15 protein-coding genes are annotated in these 17200 nt (G+C 61.5%); 7 read left to right on the forward strand and 8 right to left on the reverse strand.

Features of this window, described 5'->3' with window-relative positions; translation table 11 throughout:
* Positions 1 to 19: 19 nt before the first annotated feature.
* A complete protein-coding gene (locus C0V82_RS03815; protein ID WP_102113217.1) occupies positions 20 to 802 on the reverse strand; it encodes a 3-hydroxybutyrate dehydrogenase in 783 nt (260 codons plus the stop codon).
* 70 nt (positions 803 to 872) lie between these two features.
* On the reverse strand, positions 873 to 4106 hold the full coding sequence (locus C0V82_RS03820; protein WP_102111187.1) for an AsmA family protein: 3234 nt from the start codon (positions 4104 to 4106) through the stop codon (positions 873 to 875).
* An 80-nt stretch (positions 4107 to 4186) separates the two neighbouring features.
* Here C0V82_RS03820 and C0V82_RS03825 point away from each other — a divergent pair, with 80 nt between their 5' ends.
* Positions 4187 to 4360 carry a DUF4169 family protein gene (locus tag C0V82_RS03825; protein WP_102111188.1) on the forward strand — a complete coding sequence of 58 codons (174 nt, stop codon included), beginning with the start codon at positions 4187 to 4189 and terminating at the stop codon, positions 4358 to 4360.
* 152 nt (positions 4361 to 4512) lie between these two features.
* Here the strand turns inward: C0V82_RS03825 and C0V82_RS26725 are convergent, their stop codons facing one another.
* The 6 genes from C0V82_RS26725 to C0V82_RS03855 all read right to left on the reverse strand — a co-directional run bounded on the left by C0V82_RS26725 (position 4513) and on the right by C0V82_RS03855 (position 10174).
* Positions 4513 to 5238, reverse strand: coding sequence for a hypothetical protein (locus C0V82_RS26725; protein ID WP_158659717.1), 726 nt, complete (start codon positions 5236 to 5238; stop codon positions 4513 to 4515).
* Between the two features lie 183 nt (positions 5239 to 5421).
* Positions 5422 to 5823: a GFA family protein gene (locus C0V82_RS03835; protein WP_102111190.1), complete on the reverse strand. Its 402-nt coding sequence runs from the start codon at positions 5821 to 5823 to the stop codon at positions 5422 to 5424.
* 64 nt (positions 5824 to 5887) lie between these two features.
* Positions 5888 to 6100 carry an AbrB/MazE/SpoVT family DNA-binding domain-containing protein gene (locus C0V82_RS03840; protein WP_102111191.1) on the reverse strand — a complete coding sequence of 71 codons (213 nt, stop codon included), beginning with the start codon at positions 6098 to 6100 and terminating at the stop codon, positions 5888 to 5890.
* An 89-nt stretch (positions 6101 to 6189) separates the two neighbouring features.
* Positions 6190 to 6591 carry a DUF1398 domain-containing protein gene (locus C0V82_RS03845; RefSeq protein ID WP_102111192.1) on the reverse strand — a complete coding sequence of 134 codons (402 nt, stop codon included), beginning with the start codon at positions 6589 to 6591 and terminating at the stop codon, positions 6190 to 6192.
* A gap of 264 nt (positions 6592 to 6855) precedes the next feature.
* Positions 6856 to 9705 carry an excinuclease ABC subunit UvrA gene (gene uvrA, locus C0V82_RS03850; protein ID WP_102111193.1) on the reverse strand — a complete coding sequence of 950 codons (2850 nt, stop codon included), beginning with the start codon at positions 9703 to 9705 and terminating at the stop codon, positions 6856 to 6858.
* 106 nt (positions 9706 to 9811) lie between these two features.
* The gene (locus tag C0V82_RS03855) at positions 9812 to 10174 is read right to left on the reverse strand and encodes an MmcQ/YjbR family DNA-binding protein (RefSeq protein ID WP_158659718.1); all 363 of its coding nucleotides are present in this window, start codon (positions 10172 to 10174) and stop codon (positions 9812 to 9814) included.
* Positions 10175 to 10353: 179 nt separating this feature from the next.
* On the opposite strand from C0V82_RS03855, the gene ssb reads away from it, so the two are divergent.
* The 6 genes from ssb (at position 10354) to C0V82_RS26730 (ending at position 16839) form a co-directional block, all read left to right on the forward strand.
* Complete coding sequence (gene ssb / locus C0V82_RS03860; RefSeq protein ID WP_102111195.1) at positions 10354 to 10944, forward strand: single-stranded DNA-binding protein; 591 nt, start codon at positions 10354 to 10356, stop codon at positions 10942 to 10944.
* A gap of 152 nt (positions 10945 to 11096) precedes the next feature.
* The gene (locus C0V82_RS03865; protein ID WP_158659719.1) at positions 11097 to 12335 is read left to right on the forward strand and encodes a tyrosine-type recombinase/integrase; all 1239 of its coding nucleotides are present in this window, start codon (positions 11097 to 11099) and stop codon (positions 12333 to 12335) included.
* Positions 12332 to 13855, forward strand: coding sequence for a site-specific integrase (locus tag C0V82_RS03870; RefSeq protein WP_102111197.1), 1524 nt, complete (start codon positions 12332 to 12334; stop codon positions 13853 to 13855). The genes C0V82_RS03865 and C0V82_RS03870 overlap by 4 nt, the downstream gene beginning before the upstream one ends.
* A complete protein-coding gene (locus C0V82_RS03875; protein WP_102111198.1) occupies positions 13852 to 15912 on the forward strand; it encodes an integrase in 2061 nt (686 codons plus the stop codon). The genes C0V82_RS03870 and C0V82_RS03875 overlap by 4 nt, the downstream gene beginning before the upstream one ends.
* A complete protein-coding gene (locus tag C0V82_RS03880; RefSeq protein ID WP_102111199.1) occupies positions 15912 to 16373 on the forward strand; it encodes a hypothetical protein in 462 nt (153 codons plus the stop codon). Before C0V82_RS03875 ends, C0V82_RS03880 begins: the two co-directional genes overlap by 1 nt.
* Before the next feature lie 136 nt (positions 16374 to 16509).
* The gene (locus C0V82_RS26730; RefSeq protein ID WP_158659720.1) at positions 16510 to 16839 is read left to right on the forward strand and encodes a hypothetical protein; all 330 of its coding nucleotides are present in this window, start codon (positions 16510 to 16512) and stop codon (positions 16837 to 16839) included.
* The last annotated feature ends 361 nt before the right edge of the window (positions 16840 to 17200 follow it).

Here is a 17200-nt window from a genome sequence, read left to right on the forward strand (position 1 = left end):
GGGAATTTGGAATGGGTAATTACTGCGCGGTCCAGCCGCCATCCACCGTCAAGGCAGCGCCCTTGATGTTGGCGGCGGCGGGCGATGACAGGAACACGGCCAGATCGCCCAGCTCCTCGGGCGTGGTGAACTGCTTGGACGGCTGCTTTTCCGACAGCAGTTTCACCTTGGCTTCCGTCTCGCTGATCCCCTCGCGCGCGGCCAGGGCGTCGATCTGCTTCTGCACCAGCGGCGTCAGCACCCAGCCAGGGCAGATGGCGTTGCAGGTGATGCCACCCTCGGCATTTTCCAGCGCCACCACCTTGGTCAGGCCGATCACGCCATGCTTGGCCGCGACATAGGCCGCCTTGTTGACGCTGGCCACCAGCCCATGCACCGATGCGATATTGATGATGCGGCCCCAGCCCTTGGCCTGCATATGCGGCAAGGCGGACTGGATGCCGTGGAACACCGCCGACAGATTGATGGCGATGACACTGTCCCAGCGTTCGGCGGGGAATTCCGTGACGGGCGCCGTGTGCTGAATCCCGGCATTATTGACCAGGATATCGACAGAGCCGAATGCTGCCACCGTCTCATCCACCATGGCCTTGATCTGATCCGGCTTGGTCATGTCGGCGGCGGAATACCGGGCCTTGACGCCGAAATCGGCCTCGATGCCGCTCCGCACCGCCTCGATCTCCGCCGCATCACCAAAGCCGTTCAGCACGATATCGGCGCCGGAAGCCGCCAGCTTGCGCGCAACACCAAGGCCGATGCCGCTGGTGGAGCCGGTGATGATGGCAACCTTACCCTTCAACATGATGGCACGCACTCCCTGCTGTGCTGATGGTTCTGTCGGTTAGGACTTGAATACTCATTCGACTTCCAAATCAAGGGTTCCCTTTCAACCGGTCGAGGATTCCCTGCACGGTTCCTTCCTTCTCCGGCTTCGGCGCTGGCTTCGCCTCAGGCTTGGGTGCCGCCGGGGCCGGGGCAGGGGGCTTGGGCTTCGCCGCCTCGGCCGCCTTGGCCTTGGCGGCTTCTGCGGCTTCGGCTGCGGCGGCCTGTTTGGCCAACCGATCCGCCTCCCGCTTGCCCAGCCAGCCATCGGCGGTTGCCACGTCCAGGGTGCGGACGGTGGACTGGTCCGGCCCGGTCAGGTTGATAGCCATGGGTGGTGCGTCTGCCGGGCTGGCGGGCGTGACCGTCAGGCCCAGATCCAGGGTGCGCTTGGCCCAGGACCAGCGCCCGGCCCCGGCCATCCGCCCCGCCGGCCCCGCCGCCTCAATCCCGCTCAGTGCCGCTACCTGATCGGCCAGGGTGAAGGACAGCGACAGGCTGTCGAAACCCGTCACCCCCTTGGCGCGCAGGGCGGTGCGCAGCTGCGTCGGCCCCTTCGGCCCGCCTTCAGACAGTTTCTTGCCCACCAGCGCCAGATCCAGCCCCGTGACGGACCCATCGCGCAGGCTCACCTTGCCCTCGCCGGCCAGGGCGGACAGGATGGCGCGCGGCGTGGGGCCGGCCCCCGTGCCCGTCACCGACAGGTCGAACCGACCCCCGCCCACGCCCAGCGACGGGCCGGTCAGCCAGCCCGGTGTGACCGCATCCTTGACGGCGAGGGTGATGGAACCCGACAGTGGCACCGGCCCTGGTTCCTCATCCGTCGCTAGCCCGGAGCGCTCCGTCTGTTCCAACGCGCCGGTCAGGGTGACATCGCCGCCCTGCCAGCGGCCCGCCGCTCCCTCCACCCGGATCAGGCCATTGCCGATGGTGAGCGGCAGGGTAACATTGCCCAGCTTCTCCCCCCCCAGGGTCAGTTGCGGCACGCTCAACTCCAGCTTGCCATTCAAACGGCGGGTCCAGCCCAGATCCCAGGCGGCCCCGTCGCGCGTCAGGGCCGGGATCACCAGATCGGCATCCAGCACCGACAGTGACAGTTTGCCGTCCAGCCGCGCCGGCCCGGTCCCGTCCGCCGGGGCCGGGGTCCAGGTCAGGGCGCCGTTGGCATTATGCCCCGCGAACTGCCCCGTCACCCCGTCCAGCACCAGCGTGCCCGACAGCGGCCCTGTGATGCCGGCATAAAGGTCCAGCGGACCCAGCGGCCCGGCGGGTCGCCAGTCCGGCATCAGCAGGCGCAACAGATTGGCGCTGTCGGGCAGGGTGCTGCGCAGCTTCACATCCAGTTGCGCATCCTGCCGGGCCGTGGGGTTGCCGATGCTGCCGCCCACCTGCGTGGTCCCGCCCAAGGCGTCGGCCCGGATATCGACCGACAGCTTGGCCGCATCACCGACCAGCCGTGCCTCCACCGCCACCGGCCCCAACCGTTCCGCCAGCACCGGATCGGGCCGGCCGAGCGCGCGCAGCAGCGGGGCCAGCGAGGTGCCAGACCCGGTCAGGGTCAGGTGCGATGCCTCCCCCTCCTTGTCCGACAGGTGCCCGCTGGCCTTCACCTTGATACCGGCCACGCTGTCCGCCGCCGCATCGCGCAGGGTCAGCGCCCCCCCGGTCCATCCTGCATCCAGCGCCAGCCCCTCAATGGGCATGCCTGCCGCCACCAACTGCCCCGCCTTGCCCTCCAGCGTCAGGTCGATATCGGCCAGCAGCGGTTTCAGCAGCGGCCAGAGCGGCGGCGCCTCCTTGGCGCGATAGGCATCAAGGTCCAGCCGGTCCAGCTCCAGCCGCAGGCCCAGCCCCATCCGGTCGCGCCGCGACAGCGTAACAGCGCCACTGAACCCCGTCGTATCAACGCTGCCCTTGGCATCCGTCAGGGCCATATCCTGCGGCTTGCCCGACAGCCGCCCCGTCAGCCGCGCCTGGCGCAGCCGTTCCAGGGGCACTGTCTCCATCCCCACCCCGGCCCAGGCCAGCATGTCGCGCACACTATCGGATTTCAGGTCCAGATCGGCGCCCAGCACGGGCTGTTCCCCGCTGAAATCCGCGGCCCCTTTCAGGGTCAGGACCGTGCTGCCGGGCAGGGTGGCAGATAGGTCCGCATCGCCCAGCACGCCGCCCCCCAGCCGCCCGACCAGCCGCAGGTCGCGCAATATATCCCCGCGCCACCGCCCCTGATCGGCCAGCAGATCCAAGGTCAGATTGGCGCGCAGCAGCCAGGGCGACAGGCCCGGCAGGTCGCGGCCCAACCCATCCAGGTCAAGTGCTGTAAAGGCCAGCACGACCGACCCGACGCCGTCCCCCTCACGCGGGATTTCCACACTGCCCGTGGCGCGGCTGTCACCCCATTGCAGGTCGATCCCGTCCATGCCCATGCTCTGCCGGGACAGCGACAGCCGCCCGCGCAGCGACAGGGCAGGGGCCTTGCCCGCCTCGTCGCCGGTCCCGCCCATGGCGTCGGCGGGCAGTTCCATGCCGGCCAGATGCTGCACCAGCCGCAGGACAGGCGCCGCATCCGGCCCCTGCAGCGCCACATCGCCATCCAGGCGCAGATCGCCGCCGGCGGGCGGCAGGGTGCCGGTAAAGCGCAACTCCGCTTTGGCATCGGTCAGCGCCAGCAAGGCCCGCACCGGCACGGCCCCATTGGCGGATCTGCGGGCCGCATTCAGGCTGAACCGCGCCGGCGCGCCGTCCAGGGCGCCCGTGGCCGTCACCTCGAACGGTCCCGACGGCCCGCCCGCCGTCAATTCACCCGACAGACCCGCCAGCCGGATGACATCACCACCCGCGCGTTCGATGGCCAGCGACCCTGCCGACAGGGTCACCCCTTCGACCTGCACCGCCCCGCCCAGGGATGACAGCGCGATGGGCCAGCGTGCCGGCCCATCGGCGGGCAGGATGGCCCGCATCTCCGCGTCATCCAGCGCCAATTGCTCGATATGCACCTGTCCTTGCAGCAGGGGCCAGGGCCGCACCCGCATGCCCACCCGCCCGATCCGGGCCAGCGGTTCGCCCTCATCCAGCAGCCGGACATCGCCTGCCGTCAGGGTAGGCACCGGCAGCAGGGTCAGGTTCAGGTCGCCATCAATGACCACCTGCCGCCCCGTCAACCCGGCCAGCCCATCGGCCACACGGGAGCGAAACTCGTTCCACGGCACCAGGGCCGGCCCGACCAGCACCACCAGGATCAGAAGGGCCAGCGTCAGCCCCAGGGTCACCGCGATCCGCTTCACACCCAGCCCATCCCTCTTGCCATCCCCCCATCGAACGGTCTTAACCTATAGAACCGGTGGCCGACAGGATAGGGAATGAAATGGGCGAAATCGTGAATCTCAACCGCGCCCGCAAGGCCAAGGCCAAAGCCGACCGCGAGGTCCAGGCCGTCGAAAACCGCGTGAAGTTCGGCCAGACCAAGGCGGAAAAGGAAAAACGCCGCGCCGAGGAAGAAGCAGCGCGGCGGCGGTTGGAGGGGCATCGGGTGGAGTGAGTGAGGGGGGGCGGTGTGGGGGGCTGAAATGGGGCTGGGAGCGTACCATTGATGATGCTTACGCATGGCCAATTGGATTGATTTTGTATTTGTGCCTAAAATACCTATACATTCTATAGAAATTAACTCAGTAAATCGCTCATTTATACGCTTCATATTAATTTTTTGCTATGATTTATCTTTTTTTGAAAAACATTTGGATCTGTTGCCTCAATAACTTCTCGTATGGAGCGCTGTGAAGAAATCCTAGGTGGAATTACATTATCAATTCGGTATCTAATGCTTGCAAAGTGCCCTACTTTCTTTTTATCATCTCTGTATTTTTTACTACCTATCTCTGCTTTAGCATTCTCATCATCAAATACATATGCCAAGAAGAGTTGAATGCTATAAGGTATAGGCTCTTTTGCATTTTTATAATCTTCAACTATTGAGTATATTTCTGCTCGATGTTCATCTTGTAAGATTTTCTTTTTTTCATGAGATAATTTAGCAAAGCTTTCTCTATTATACTTGTCTTGATCAAAATCATAGAAATACATCTCTATCAAATTTAGTGTATCTTCGTTTAAAGATAGGCCCTTTTCTCTGCATGATCCTAACAACTTTTCAATATCATGGCCGTAATTTTTTCTAAGATATTCACTTCCTGCGCCCATAAGTGAAAGGTATGACTTTAAAGATAGCTCTAGAGCATGGCAAAGAAGAATAAATATTGGGTTTTGGTATTGGCTATCGAGGCTTTCTGCAGCACGAAGTGATTGAACGGCGAGAGCATGGTACTCCTGTGCGGTATAATCACTTTCCGTACCATCATAGCCAGATATTCCCATCTGTAATATGACAGAGTCGTCATTATTGTCATCATCAATAATCATGGCGCTTACCATTCCAAATTACAAGAGTGTTCATTGCCCCCCCCAGTCTGATGATCTGAAGTAGGCGTTGCCTCTCAATTTAAGATATTTATTGTCGAGATTGGAAGTATTTTCTATGCGATTAAACCAAATCACATTTGGGGCGCTGTCTAAATTCCGCTTCGGCGCGCAAACCCCGACACCTCACCCCCACCGCTCCATCCCCAAGCCCTCCGCCGACAGCGCCCAGGGGTGCATCCGGTCCTCATAGACCATCACAGTCGGCGGCGGGAAAGTCGGGTCGGCGAAGGCCCCCACGGCGATGGCAAGGGAATCGGGTGCCCAGTCCATCTCCCAATAGACCGTTGAGCCGCAGGTGGGACAGAAATGGAAGGTGGCGGTGCCGCCGCTGTCGCCCTGGCGGGCCCATGTGCTGGTGCTGCCTGTGATGCTCACGCCGTCGCGCGAGAACCTTGCCTGGGTGGCGAACACGCTGCCGGTGCGTTTCTGGCATTCCAGGCAATGGCACATGGACACCCGCCCCGGCTCCCCCTGACAGGTCAAGCGCAACTGGCCGCAACTGCATGAAGCGATCCGGGTGGTCATGGGCTTCTCCTGTCCCTGTTGTATTTGGTTTTAGCAGTCTGGCTTTGTGAACAGTCTAATACCGTCAATACCGATCCGCGCGATCGCGGTAGCCTTCCTTATTGGCACCCTTGGCGATGCCGGCAAGCCGGTTGGGGTCGGGCACCGGCATCAACAGCACGCCCTTGCCCTTCGGGATGAACACGAATTCCTGCCCGGCCTGCCACTGCTGCTCCTCGCGGACGGCCTCGGGGATGGATATCTGAAACTTGCTGGACAGGGTGGCCGTGGCTGCCATGTCATACCTCTGCAGCTATCGATCATGCTTCGGTAAGAATATGCCTGTCGGCGGTCCAGCACCAGCGAACGATGGCGCCCGTACCCCCATCACCCCGGAAAATGCTCCACATGCATGTCGCCCGTCCGACCGTAATAGACGACGCGGCGGCCCAGGAACGTGACGAGGTAGCTGGCGCAGCCTGCCTGCTTCACCTGTTCGCAGAAGGCCGGATAGGAATAATCCGGCCCGTCGGCCTGGGCCCAGCGGATCAGGCGTTCCACTGAGGTGGCGTCGAAGGTCGGGGCAATGCTGCCGGCGCTGTGGGGCAGGGGCAGGGTGACAGCATCGCCATCGGGCAGGTAATAGCTCTGCGTGCCGCAGCGATAATCCACCAGATACCCCTCAAACCCCGCCGCAAGCAGCCGACCGATGATGGCGGGGAAAGTCAGGCTGCCCGTATGGGCGGCCTCCAGGCAGTCGCGGGCAATGGCGATCCGTTCCGCATCCATGGCGGCTCTCCTTGGGAGGTAAATTAATTGACATGGAAACTATAATGGTAATGTTTCCTAGTCAACTATATTAACTCCAGATTACACGTCATCCCGGCGCCAAGCCGGGACCCAGGGGCCACAAGAACAAACCTGGACGCAGCGCCGGCCTTCGCCGCTGAAAGGTCGGGCATTTGGCCCCTGGGTCCCGGCTTGGCGCCGGGATGACGAAGGAGGAGGGGGCGGCATAGCGAGATCGCTCTGCCCTCGCCCCCCGCTCCATCCTCACCCCGCCTTGCGCGTCTTCGCCACCTTCAGATAAGGCGCCAGGTAATGGCCCGTATGGCTGCGCGCCACCTTGGCCACCTGTTCGGGCGTGCCGGCAGCCACGATCTCGCCGCCGCCATTGCCGCCCTCCGGCCCCATATCGATGATCCAGTCGGCGGTCTTGATGACCTCCAGATTATGCTCGATCACCAGCACGGTATTGCCCTGATCCACCAGGGCGTGCAGCACTTCCAGCAGCTTGCGCACATCCTCGAAATGCAGGCCGGTGGTGGGTTCGTCCAGGATATAGATGGTGCGCCCCGTGGACCGGCGGGACAGTTCCTTGGCCAGCTTCACGCGCTGCGCCTCACCACCCGAAAGCGTAGTGGCCGGCTGTCCGATCTTGATATAGCCAAGGCCGACACGGTCCAGCGTTTCCAGCTTGTCGCGGATGGACGGCACGGCGCGGAAGAACTCCGCCCCTTCCTCCACCGTCATGTCCAGCACCTCGGCGATGCTCTTGCCCTTGTAATGGACCTCCAGCGTTTCGCGGTTATAGCGTTTGCCGTGGCAGACATCGCAGGTGACATAGACATCGGGCAGGAAATGCATCTCGATCTTGATGACGCCATCGCCCTGGCACGCCTCGCACCGCCCGCCCTTGACGTTGAAGCTGAACCGCCCCGGCCCATAGCCGCGCGCCTTCGCCTCCGGCAGGCCCGCGAACCAGTCACGGATGGGGGTGAAACAGCCGGTATAGGTGGCGGGGTTGGATCGCGGCGTGCGGCCGATGGGCGACTGGTCGATATCGATCACCTTGTCGATATTCTCCAGCCCATGGATGGCGTCATGCTCGCCCGGATGTTCCCGCGCCCCCATCAGCTTCTTGGCCAGCGCCTTGTACAAGGTCTCGACCACCAGGGTGGATTTGCCGCCGCCCGACACGCCCGTGACGCAGGTGAAGGTGCCCAACGGCACCTTGGCCGACACATCGCGCAGATTGTTGGTGCGGCAGCCGGTGACCTCCAGGAACTGTCCGGGATGGCCCGGCCGGCGATGCTTGGGAATCTCGATGCGGCGGCGGCCCGACAGATATTGCGCCGTCAGGCTGTCCGGGTGGGCCATCACCTCCGCCGGCGTACCCTGCGCCACGACCGTGCCGCCATGCACACCCGCCCCCGGCCCCATATCGACCAGATAATCGGCGATGCGGATTGCATCCTCATCATGTTCGACGACGATGACGGTATTACCGATATCGCGCAGGCGTTTCAGCGTCGCCAGCAGCCGGTCATTATCGCGCTGATGCAGGCCGATCGACGGCTCGTCCAGCACATAGAGCACGCCCGTCAGGCCGGACCCGATCTGTGATGCTAGCCGGATACGCTGGCTTTCCCCGCCTGAGAGCGTGCCCGACGCGCGGTCCAGCGCCAGATATTCCAGGCCGACATTGTTAAGGAAGCCCAAGCGCTCATTGATCTCTTTCAAGATACGCACGGCAATGTCGCGCTGCTTCTGCGTCAGATGCGGATCAAGGGCCAGGAACCATTCGCCGGCCTGGCGGATGGACATGCGGCTGATATCGGCGATGGACAGGCCCTTGATCTTGACGGCCAAGGCCTCCGGCTTCAGACGCGCGCCGTTACAGGCCTCACAGGGCTGCGACGACTGGTACTTGGACAGTTCCTCGCGCACCAGCGCGCTTTCGGTTTCCTTCCAGCGGCGCTGAAGGTTGTTCACCACGCCTTCGAACGGCTTCTTGGTCTCATAAGACCGCAAGCCGTCATCATAGCGCATCGTAATGGCCACCTTGCCCGACCCGAACAGGATGCAGTTGCGCACCTCTTCGGGCTGCTTCTCCCAGGGCGTGTCGATCTTGCTGCCATAATGGGCGCAGATGCTTTCCAGGGTCTGCAGATAATATTGCGAGGTGGAATTGGCCCAGGACGCGATGGCACCCTCCCGCAGGCTCAACCGCTCATCCGGGACCACCAGCATCGGGTCGAAATAATGCTTCGACCCCAGCCCGTCACAGGCCGGGCAGGCGCCAAACGGGTTGTTGAAGCTGAACAGGCGCGGCTCCACCTCCTCAATGGTGAAACCACTGACGGGGCAGGCGAACTTGGCGGAAAACACGGTCCGTTCGCCATTGTCGGCATTCTCGGCAAAGATCAGGCCGTCGGACAGTTCCAGGCCGGTTTCGATACTGTCCGCCAGCCGGTTGCCCAGGTCGGCCTGCACCTTCAACCGGTCGACCACCACCTCGATATCATGCTTCAGCTTCTTGTCGAGGGTGGGGGCATCCTCGATCTCATACATCTCGCCATTGATCTTCACGCGCTGAAATCCGCGCTTGCGCAGTTCCGCCAGTTCCTTCTTGAACTCCCCCTTCTTGCCGCGCGCGATGGGGGCCAGAAGGTACAGCCGCGTGCCCTCCGGCATGTTCAAGATGCGGTCCACCATCTGGCTGACCGTCTGGCTTTCAATGGGCAGGCCGGTGGCGGGGGAGTAGGGAACGCCAATGCGCGCGAACAACAAGCGCATATAGTCATAAATCTCCGTCACCGTGCCGACGGTGGAGCGGGGATTGCGGCTGGTCGTCTTCTGTTCGATGGAGATGGCGGGCGACAAGCCCTCGATGCTGTCCACATCGGGCTTCTGCATCAGCTCCAGGAACTGGCGCGCATAGGCCGACAGGCTTTCCACATAACGCCGCTGCCCCTCGGCATAGATCGTGTCGAAGGCCAGCGAGGATTTACCCGACCCCGACAGGCCGGTAATAACCACCAGGCTGTCGCGCGGCAGGTCGACATCGACATTCTTCAAATTATGTTCGCGGGCGCCACGGACGGAAATATGCTTGTTCATCGGCTTTGATCTTCGGCTTTCTGTCCCGTGGGGCGGGCGGATGCTGCGGTGCGGTTAAGGATAGGCGATGCGGCCGGTTTGAAAAGGCCACGCGGACGCGGCCCCGTCATGTGGGCAAAAGGGCTGATAACCGTTTGGGCGCCACGGCGCGATAGCTTTCCAGCGTCCAGTGGCACAACCGTTCGACATCCACCTCGTCACCCGAGTGAAACTTGAACGTCACCCACCCGGCCTTGCCCAGCCCGTATCCTGTGGGGGCGGCGCCCGGCATATCCAGGGCAAAGTCGCGGGAATGGGGGAGTTTCAGGCTGACCCTGAACACGCCCTCATAATGGTGGACAAAGATAAAGATCTTGCCCCGCACCTTGATGACCCGTTCCCCCCAGGGGAAATCCTCCGCCGCCTCGGGCAGGGTCAGGGCATGATTTTTCAAGGCCTGCTCGGCATCGGCAAAGGGAAGGTCGCTCATGGTCGCGTCCGGCTGATCATAGGACGGGGTGACAATGCCCTGTCCATGAGCGGAATGCAATGTTCTTGTATTGTTCCCATTAAAAATGTAGAAAGCAGCAGGGGGCAGCGTGTAGGCTGCGAGCCATCCGGCGGTGGGCGACTTCCGCCGACGATCCCTTTTTGCGAAAGAGCGACAGCATGGCGGGCAGCGTCAACAAGGTCATCCTCATCGGTAACCTGGGCAAGGAACCGGAAGTCCGGTCATTGCAGAATGGCGGCAAGGTCTGCACGCTGCGCATCGCGACGTCGGAAACCTGGAAGGACCGCGGCACGGGCGAGCGGCAGGAACGCACGCAGTGGCATAGCGTCGTGATCTTCAACGAAAATCTGGTCGGCGTGGCCGAGCGTTTCCTGAAGAAGGGCAGCAAGGTCTATATCGAGGGTCAGCTTGAGACCCGCAAGTGGCAGGATCAGCAGGGCCAGGAGCGCTACACGACGGAGGTCGTGCTGCGGCAGTTCCGGGGCGAACTGACCCTGCTGGATGGCCGTGAAGGCGGCGGTATGGGGGCCGGCGCTGGCGGCGCCAGCTATGATGACCGCGGCGGCGATTATGGCGGCGGCGGCTACGGTGGTGGCAGCAGCTACGGCGGTGGGGGCGGTGGCTCCTATGGCGGTGGCGGCGGCGATTACGGCGGCGGCAACCGTGGCGGCGGCTCACGCGGCGGCTCCGGTGGCGGCAGCAGCCGGCCCAGCCCCGCGGCCGATCTGGACGACGAAATTCCGTTCTAAAATCCACTGCCGTTAGTCCTGTAAAGTTTCGACTGCGTTCTCCCGTTATTCCTTGCGAATCGGGGTTGCACACCCCGATCGCTTAGATTAGCCTCTCCCCGTGAAATGACCACCGGGGCAGAGTGTAAAGAATGCCGGGGTATCAGGTCCGAATGATCGTCATGGATCAGGGAGAGCGAATGCCTCTCATGATCGGTGAAGATGGCGTCCCGTTGTTCCGGACGACGGAGTGGATCGTGACGGCGCGGCGGGCAGCCAACCCCGCCGCCAACACCCTGCAAGCGAACTGCTACGCTCTCAAATTCCTCTATCTCTGGGCTGATGCCCAGGGCGTCGACATCGAGGCCAGGATGCACTCGGGCGACTATCTGCGCCCCAACGAGATCAGCAGCTTGGCCGCCGCCGCTCAGAAGCACCTCGATGAGCTAGACGTGGCGCCGCCCGCCAAGCCGGTCAAGCCGCCGAAGGTGGTCTCGCTGGAGCAGGTGCGGATGAAGGCGCCACGTCCTGTCCGGTCCGTTCAGAAGGACACGGCCGCCAATCGCCTTCGGACGGTCGCTGACTATCTCGCCTGGCTCGGGCAGATGGGAAATTTGGATCTCGACCTACAGACATCGGCCCTTCGCAAGGAAGCACTGGGCCAAATGATCGCCAACTTGACCACGACCATTCCGAAGACCCGGGGCAGGAACGTCGTCGGCAAGAGGGAGGCGCCGCCGCAGGACGTCATCGATCGCCTCCTGGCGGTGATCGAACCGGGGGCGCCGGAAAACCCTTGGGCGGATTTCGGCCTCCAAATCCGCAACAGGCTCCTAGTCCACATGTTCTACGGCCTTGGCATCCGGCGTGGCGAGGCGCTGGGCATCAAGATCACCGACCACATCGATTTTCGCCGCAAGAGGCTTCTGATCGCCAGAAATGCGGACGATGCGGAGGATCCACGACGCCAGCAGCCGCTGGCGAAAACCCGGGATCGGTGGCTGCCGCTGAAAGACGGGCTGATCGACATGATCCAGGATTACATGATCCAGATCCGCCGCAAGGTGCCGAACGCGGCGAAGCATCAGTTCCTCTTCGTCTCTCATCAGTTGGGCAAGCCACTCAGCCTCAGTGGCGAGAGCCGGGTATTCGAGCAGTTGAGGCAGCGCACCGAAGTGCCCGATTACCTCACCACCCATGTCCTTCGCCACGCCTGGAACGACGCCTTCAGCCGTCTCATCGACGCCAAGGGCGTGGCGTCGGAGCGGGAGGCGCAACTGCGCTCTGAGATGATGGGATGGTCGCCGACTTCTGGGACGGCCGCTACCTACAACCGCCGCAAAATCCGCGAGGATGCCGAGCGGTTCTTGCTGGAACATCAGAAGGTTCTTCTCCCGGGGGGCAGTGAATGAACAGCCATGTTTCAGTGAAGCCGCTCGCCGACCTGCCTTCATCCATCCGCAGCCGCGATGGCGCCGAAGTGTGCCTTGATGGTGATGTCTGGTATGTCACAGGACCGTCTGCGGCCTATCAGTTTTCGTTTCGTCGCCTACGGGAATTTGCCTCAGATGAACTGGTAGCTTCCGCGAAAGCAGTCATCGTCCATTACATGGAACGGCATTCTCTCGCGCACGCAAACAACATCATGGATAGGTTTGTTGCCTTCATCCGATTTGCAGGTAAGGCGGTCCCGCTCCAGAAGATCACGGCGCCAGATGTCCTGTCCTATCGCGCAACGCTTGCCTCGAACACCGAATGGTATCTTGGAACCCTACGCGGTTTCTTCCGTAGTTGGGTGGATCTTCGTCTGGCTGGACTGGATCCCGAGGTCATCAAGGTCCTGGACAAGGTTCGGCTCAAAGGGAACCGCAAGGGCGACGCAGTTCGAACAGCGGACCCAGAGAAGGGGCCGTTCACCGAGATGGAGTTACAGGCCATCGTCACCGCCCTGAACGACGCCTTTGCTCATGACGAAATAGACATCGCTGATTACGTCTTGGTCCAGTTGTTCCTGGCTCTGGGCGCCCGCGCGATCCAGCTTGCGACCCTGAAGATTAGCGATTTTTCCGTCACCCAAGCGAGCAGTGGCGAGCGGGCGTACCTGATCCAGCTGCCAAGGGCAAAACAGCGAGGCAAGGAGCCGCGAGCCGAATTCAAGCCTCGTAGACTATCTGGAGACCTCGGGCGCCTAGTCGAAGCACATTGCGAAGCGACGAAGCGGGTTTGGGTAAACCTCGGCATACCGCTGGATCAGCTGCCGTTTTGGCCTAATCCAGAGAACGTCAACACCAGCGAAGGTCTTCTTCACCACAGTACGGCTACCGATCTGAATAATCGGGTACAGTCGGTCTTTGATGTGTTGAAGGTTGTGAGCGAGCGGACTGGATTTTCTCTGATCGTCTCGACGCGGAGGTTTCGATATACCCTCGGCACCAGGGCCGCCCGTGAAGGTCTTTCCGAACTCGTCATCGCCGAAATTCTGGATCATTCCGACACCCAGAACGTGGGAGTTTATGTGGAGGCAGTGCCCGAGATCGTCGAGCGCATCGACAGGGCGATGGCGATGGAGTTGGCGCCGATGGCGCAGGCCTTTGTCGGATTGCTAATTGACGGGGAAGACCAAGCGGAACGAGCGGATGATCCTCGATCTCGGATTGTCACCCCCGGTGATCTGAAGCACCCGGTCGGTAGCTGCGGCAGCTACGGCTTCTGCGGGGCGATGGCACCTATCGCCTGCTACACCTGCCGGAACTTCCAACCCTGGTTGGATGGTCCCCATGAGCAAGTCCTGGAGCAGCTGCTCGCCGATCGACAGCGCATCATGGTGCAAACCGGCGACGCCACGATCGCCGCGATCAACGACCGTGTCATCTACGCCTGCGCCGAGGTCGTCCGCCTCTGCCAGGAGCGGATGGGAGAGGCTGCCGAATGACGACCGTCGTCCATTTCGTTCCGAATGCGCAGGCGACAGCCGAGGCCAATCTCGCCGCACTTATTAAGATCGCCAAGCCGTTGTTGAAGGCATATCCCGAGGTCTTGTCCTGGGAAGAGAACAATTGGGACCTGCGTGGGACCGTTCAAGTCAGTGGTATTGGTGATAGCAGAGTTGCCGCAGCGTTCACCTCCTTTGATTCAGCTAGAAAATCTCAAGGGCAACCTAAAGCCGTTTCAGGATGGATGTCTGAACCTTTCCGGAGCTTTGCCAAAGCCTACTTTCTGTACACCAGAGCGCTCGTCGGCAAGGTCCAACTGGCCCACCTCATGGCCTCGCTTAGGGTCCTGGAGAAGGCACTGATCGAGACCCACGGCGACTCAGCGATCCACCGAGTGACCCCGGTTATTTGCAATCGCGCTGTTGAACTGATCCGGGAGCGGTTTGAAGAAGCCACCGCGTATCGGGTTGGATGCGCCCTGGAACGTCTTGCTGGATTCATGGTTGAGAACCGGCTCGCCAACCCGTTCAAATGGAATTGCCAGATTCGGCGCCCCCGCGAGATCCGAACCCGCGTGGGAAAGGCCGCCGATGAGGCGCGGTCGGCGTCAATGCCCTCCCAGGCCGCACTCGAAGCGTTGCCTCGCTGTTTCAACATCGCCGTCGAACCACGAGACATCATAGCGTCCTCGGTAGCCGCACTCCTTTGTACAGCACCTGATCGGATTGGCGAGGTGTTCGGCCTGCGGGCTAATTGCGAGGTCGAAGAAATACATAAGGGGAAGCCGATTTATGGGTTGCGGTGGCTCCCAGAAAAGGGCGCCGAACCGATGGTAAAATGGATCGCGCCGACCATGGTTGAAGTAGCCAAGGCCGCCATTGCAAAGCTCCGTGAAGTCAGCCGGCCGGCGCGAGAAATTGCCGCTTGGTACGAGCAGCATCCAGATCAGATTTATCTTCCACGGGGCACGGAGTACCTGCGCACCAAGAAATATCTGCTGCTTGAGGAAGTCACTCAGATTCTTGGGTTAGCAGGTATCCAAGCGACGCGATCTTGGGTGAACGGCAACAACGTCCCGACCTACGATCCGCCCACGGGAAAGCGGTCGAAACGGGTTCGCTTTGATGAACTCCAATCGGCAGTTCTGGCGAAGCTGCCCAAGGGCTTCCCAGTCATAGACAAGCGCACCGGGCTGAAATATTCCGAAGCACTAATTGTTGTCCGGCAGAATGAGATGCACGCCCAGCGGGGCACTATTCTGTGTTTGGTGGAGCCGGTGACCACCGGGCACATCAACGACGCATTGGGCGGGAAAGAGGCAACTGAATCGATGTTCGACCGGTTTGGCTTCACCGAGTCTGATGGCAGCCGGATTAAGGTGCATTCCCACCAGTTTCGCCACTGGCTCAACACATTGGCCCATCGCGGCGGCATGTCTCAGCTCGACATCGCCAAGTGGTCCGGCCGGAAGGACATTCGGCAAAACCAGGACTACAACCACATGGCGCCGGAAGAGTTTCTTGCGATGGCTCGTGACCTGACTATCGACGATAAGCACCTTTTCGGTGGCCTTGCAGAACTCGTCGCCAAGGCGCCGATCTCCCGCGACGAGTTCATGATGCTGGAATATCCGACGGCCCATGTCACCGAACTCGGGTTTTGCGTCCACGACTTTACGGCCTTGCCTTGCGAGAAGCACCGGGATTGCGTCCAGTGCAACGAGCACATCTGCGTTAAGGGCGACGGTGCTAAGACGGCCCGTATCAAGGAGCAACTGGCGCTCGCCGAGGCGCAGTTGGAACAGGCGAAGAAGGCGGCAGCCGAGGGCTATTACGGTGCCGAGCGGTGGCAGGAACACCACCAAGCCACCGTCGACCGGCTTCGTATCCTGGTTGGCATCCTCGACGATCCTGCGGTCCCGGCGGGCAGCCTGATCCGGCTAACCAACCCTAAGGAGTTCTCTCCGATCCGGCTGGCGGTCCAGGACAGGATGCTGATCGAAGGACCTGACAACGAGACTTTCAACGACTTGCAAGACCTGCTGGGAGGCGACTAATGGCCCGGCATCTGACCGACGCAGATATCGAAACCATCTGCGAGATGATAACCGGCTGGGATATCAAGACGCCACTGACTTGGCGGGAGATCGAATCCGCAGTCGAGGGGCGCCTCGGGCATCGATACACGCGACAGGCTCTTGAGAAGCGCGAACGCATCAAAACGGCGTACACGACCCGCAGCAATGTTCTGAAGAACCTGCCGGAGCGGACTCAGAGGGGATCCGTCGAGCTACTTGCCGCCCAAACGCGCATAGCCAGCCTCAAGGCCGAGAATGAGCGGTTGAAGGTCGAGAATGAACGGCTGCTAGCCCAGTTTGTCCGTTGGCTCTACAACGCCACCGCTGCGGGTCTCACGAAAGAGACGTTAAACGGGGCATTATCAGGGATTGACCGCGAGAAGACGAATGGAACCGTCATCGACGAAATCCGGCGAAGCGGTCGGAAGAAGGAAGCCTAATGCCGCGCAAGTCTTCTGTCGAACGCTTCCTGCCCATCACCGGGGATCAGCTCTGTGGCGGGGGGCGCCCAGACCCACGACGCGCGGCAACCGCACGTGTGCTGCGGGCCGCACCTAGCGCTATGTTACCCGCAACATGCTGGTCGGTGCCAACGCCCCCGGCATGGCGGCCACCTACGACTATTACCCGGAGGGCGGCCGCGCATGGAAACAGGTCAACGGCGTCACGATGCTCTACCTGGAACTGGACGGGATCGAGTTGGGGGGCCTACGATTCCGCCTGCACCCTGAAGGAACGCACCATCCGCGCCTCGGGCACCAGCGGTGCGGTGGTAGCCATCCACAGCCCAACCGCCGGCCTGATCCGCCTGCTGCCCAACCGCCAGGGCAGCGTCATCTGGCGGAGACGACGATACTGGCACGATGGCTGGCAAAGGCTGCGTGCAATGTTGACAGTTTGCATTGATCGCTAAGCGCAACATTCCAGCATTTCATTACACTCAATGCAGTCATTATGAATAATTATCTCAATCTGAGATTGATACGAGATATCGAAGCCATTAGATCACGCGATGCCCCTTTTCGGTCTCCGGCCACTCCAGGTATGGTATGGAATTGATGATGGTGAAGTTTGAGGGCAGTCATGGCTAAGCCATATGCAGCTGAGATGGCACGGCTCGCGGAGACGTTCGCTTGGGCTTGCGACGTTGAAATTGAGGCGTTGCGCCGGGCTGCGAGAACGGCTGGAGGGATGCCTCTTCGAGCAGTGGGGTCTGGTGGATCACTTACCGCAGCGCATGCGCTGGCGCAGCCGCACCAGAACGACA

It is taken from the genome of Niveispirillum cyanobacteriorum, assembly GCF_002868735.1.
GTDB lineage: Bacteria > Pseudomonadota > Alphaproteobacteria > Azospirillales > Azospirillaceae > Niveispirillum > Niveispirillum cyanobacteriorum.

Coding starts and splice junctions, on each gene's coding strand:
- C0V82_RS03815 (WP_102113217.1), bottom strand. CDS start 802: ATGTTGAAGGGTAAGGTTGCCATCATCACCGGCTCCACCAGCGGCATC.
- C0V82_RS03825 (WP_102111188.1), top strand. CDS start 4,187: ATGGGCGAAATCGTGAATCTCAACCGCGCCCGCAAGGCCAAGGCCAAA.
- C0V82_RS26725 (WP_158659717.1), bottom strand. CDS start 5,238: ATGATTATTGATGATGACAATAATGACGACTCTGTCATATTACAGATG.
- C0V82_RS03835 (WP_102111190.1), bottom strand. CDS start 5,823: ATGACCACCCGGATCGCTTCATGCAGTTGCGGCCAGTTGCGCTTGACC.
- C0V82_RS03840 (WP_102111191.1), bottom strand. CDS start 6,100: ATGGCAGCCACGGCCACCCTGTCCAGCAAGTTTCAGATATCCATCCCC.
- C0V82_RS03845 (WP_102111192.1), bottom strand. CDS start 6,591: ATGGATGCGGAACGGATCGCCATTGCCCGCGACTGCCTGGAGGCCGCC.
- uvrA (WP_102111193.1), bottom strand. CDS start 9,705: ATGAACAAGCATATTTCCGTCCGTGGCGCCCGCGAACATAATTTGAAG.
- C0V82_RS03855 (WP_158659718.1), bottom strand. CDS start 10,174: ATGAGCGACCTTCCCTTTGCCGATGCCGAGCAGGCCTTGAAAAATCAT.
- ssb (WP_102111195.1), top strand. CDS start 10,354: ATGGCGGGCAGCGTCAACAAGGTCATCCTCATCGGTAACCTGGGCAAG.
- C0V82_RS03865 (WP_158659719.1), top strand. CDS start 11,097: ATGATCGTCATGGATCAGGGAGAGCGAATGCCTCTCATGATCGGTGAA.
- C0V82_RS03870 (WP_102111197.1), top strand. CDS start 12,332: ATGAACAGCCATGTTTCAGTGAAGCCGCTCGCCGACCTGCCTTCATCC.
- C0V82_RS03875 (WP_102111198.1), top strand. CDS start 13,852: ATGACGACCGTCGTCCATTTCGTTCCGAATGCGCAGGCGACAGCCGAG.
- C0V82_RS03880 (WP_102111199.1), top strand. CDS start 15,912: ATGGCCCGGCATCTGACCGACGCAGATATCGAAACCATCTGCGAGATG.
- C0V82_RS26730 (WP_158659720.1), top strand. CDS start 16,510: ATGCTGGTCGGTGCCAACGCCCCCGGCATGGCGGCCACCTACGACTAT.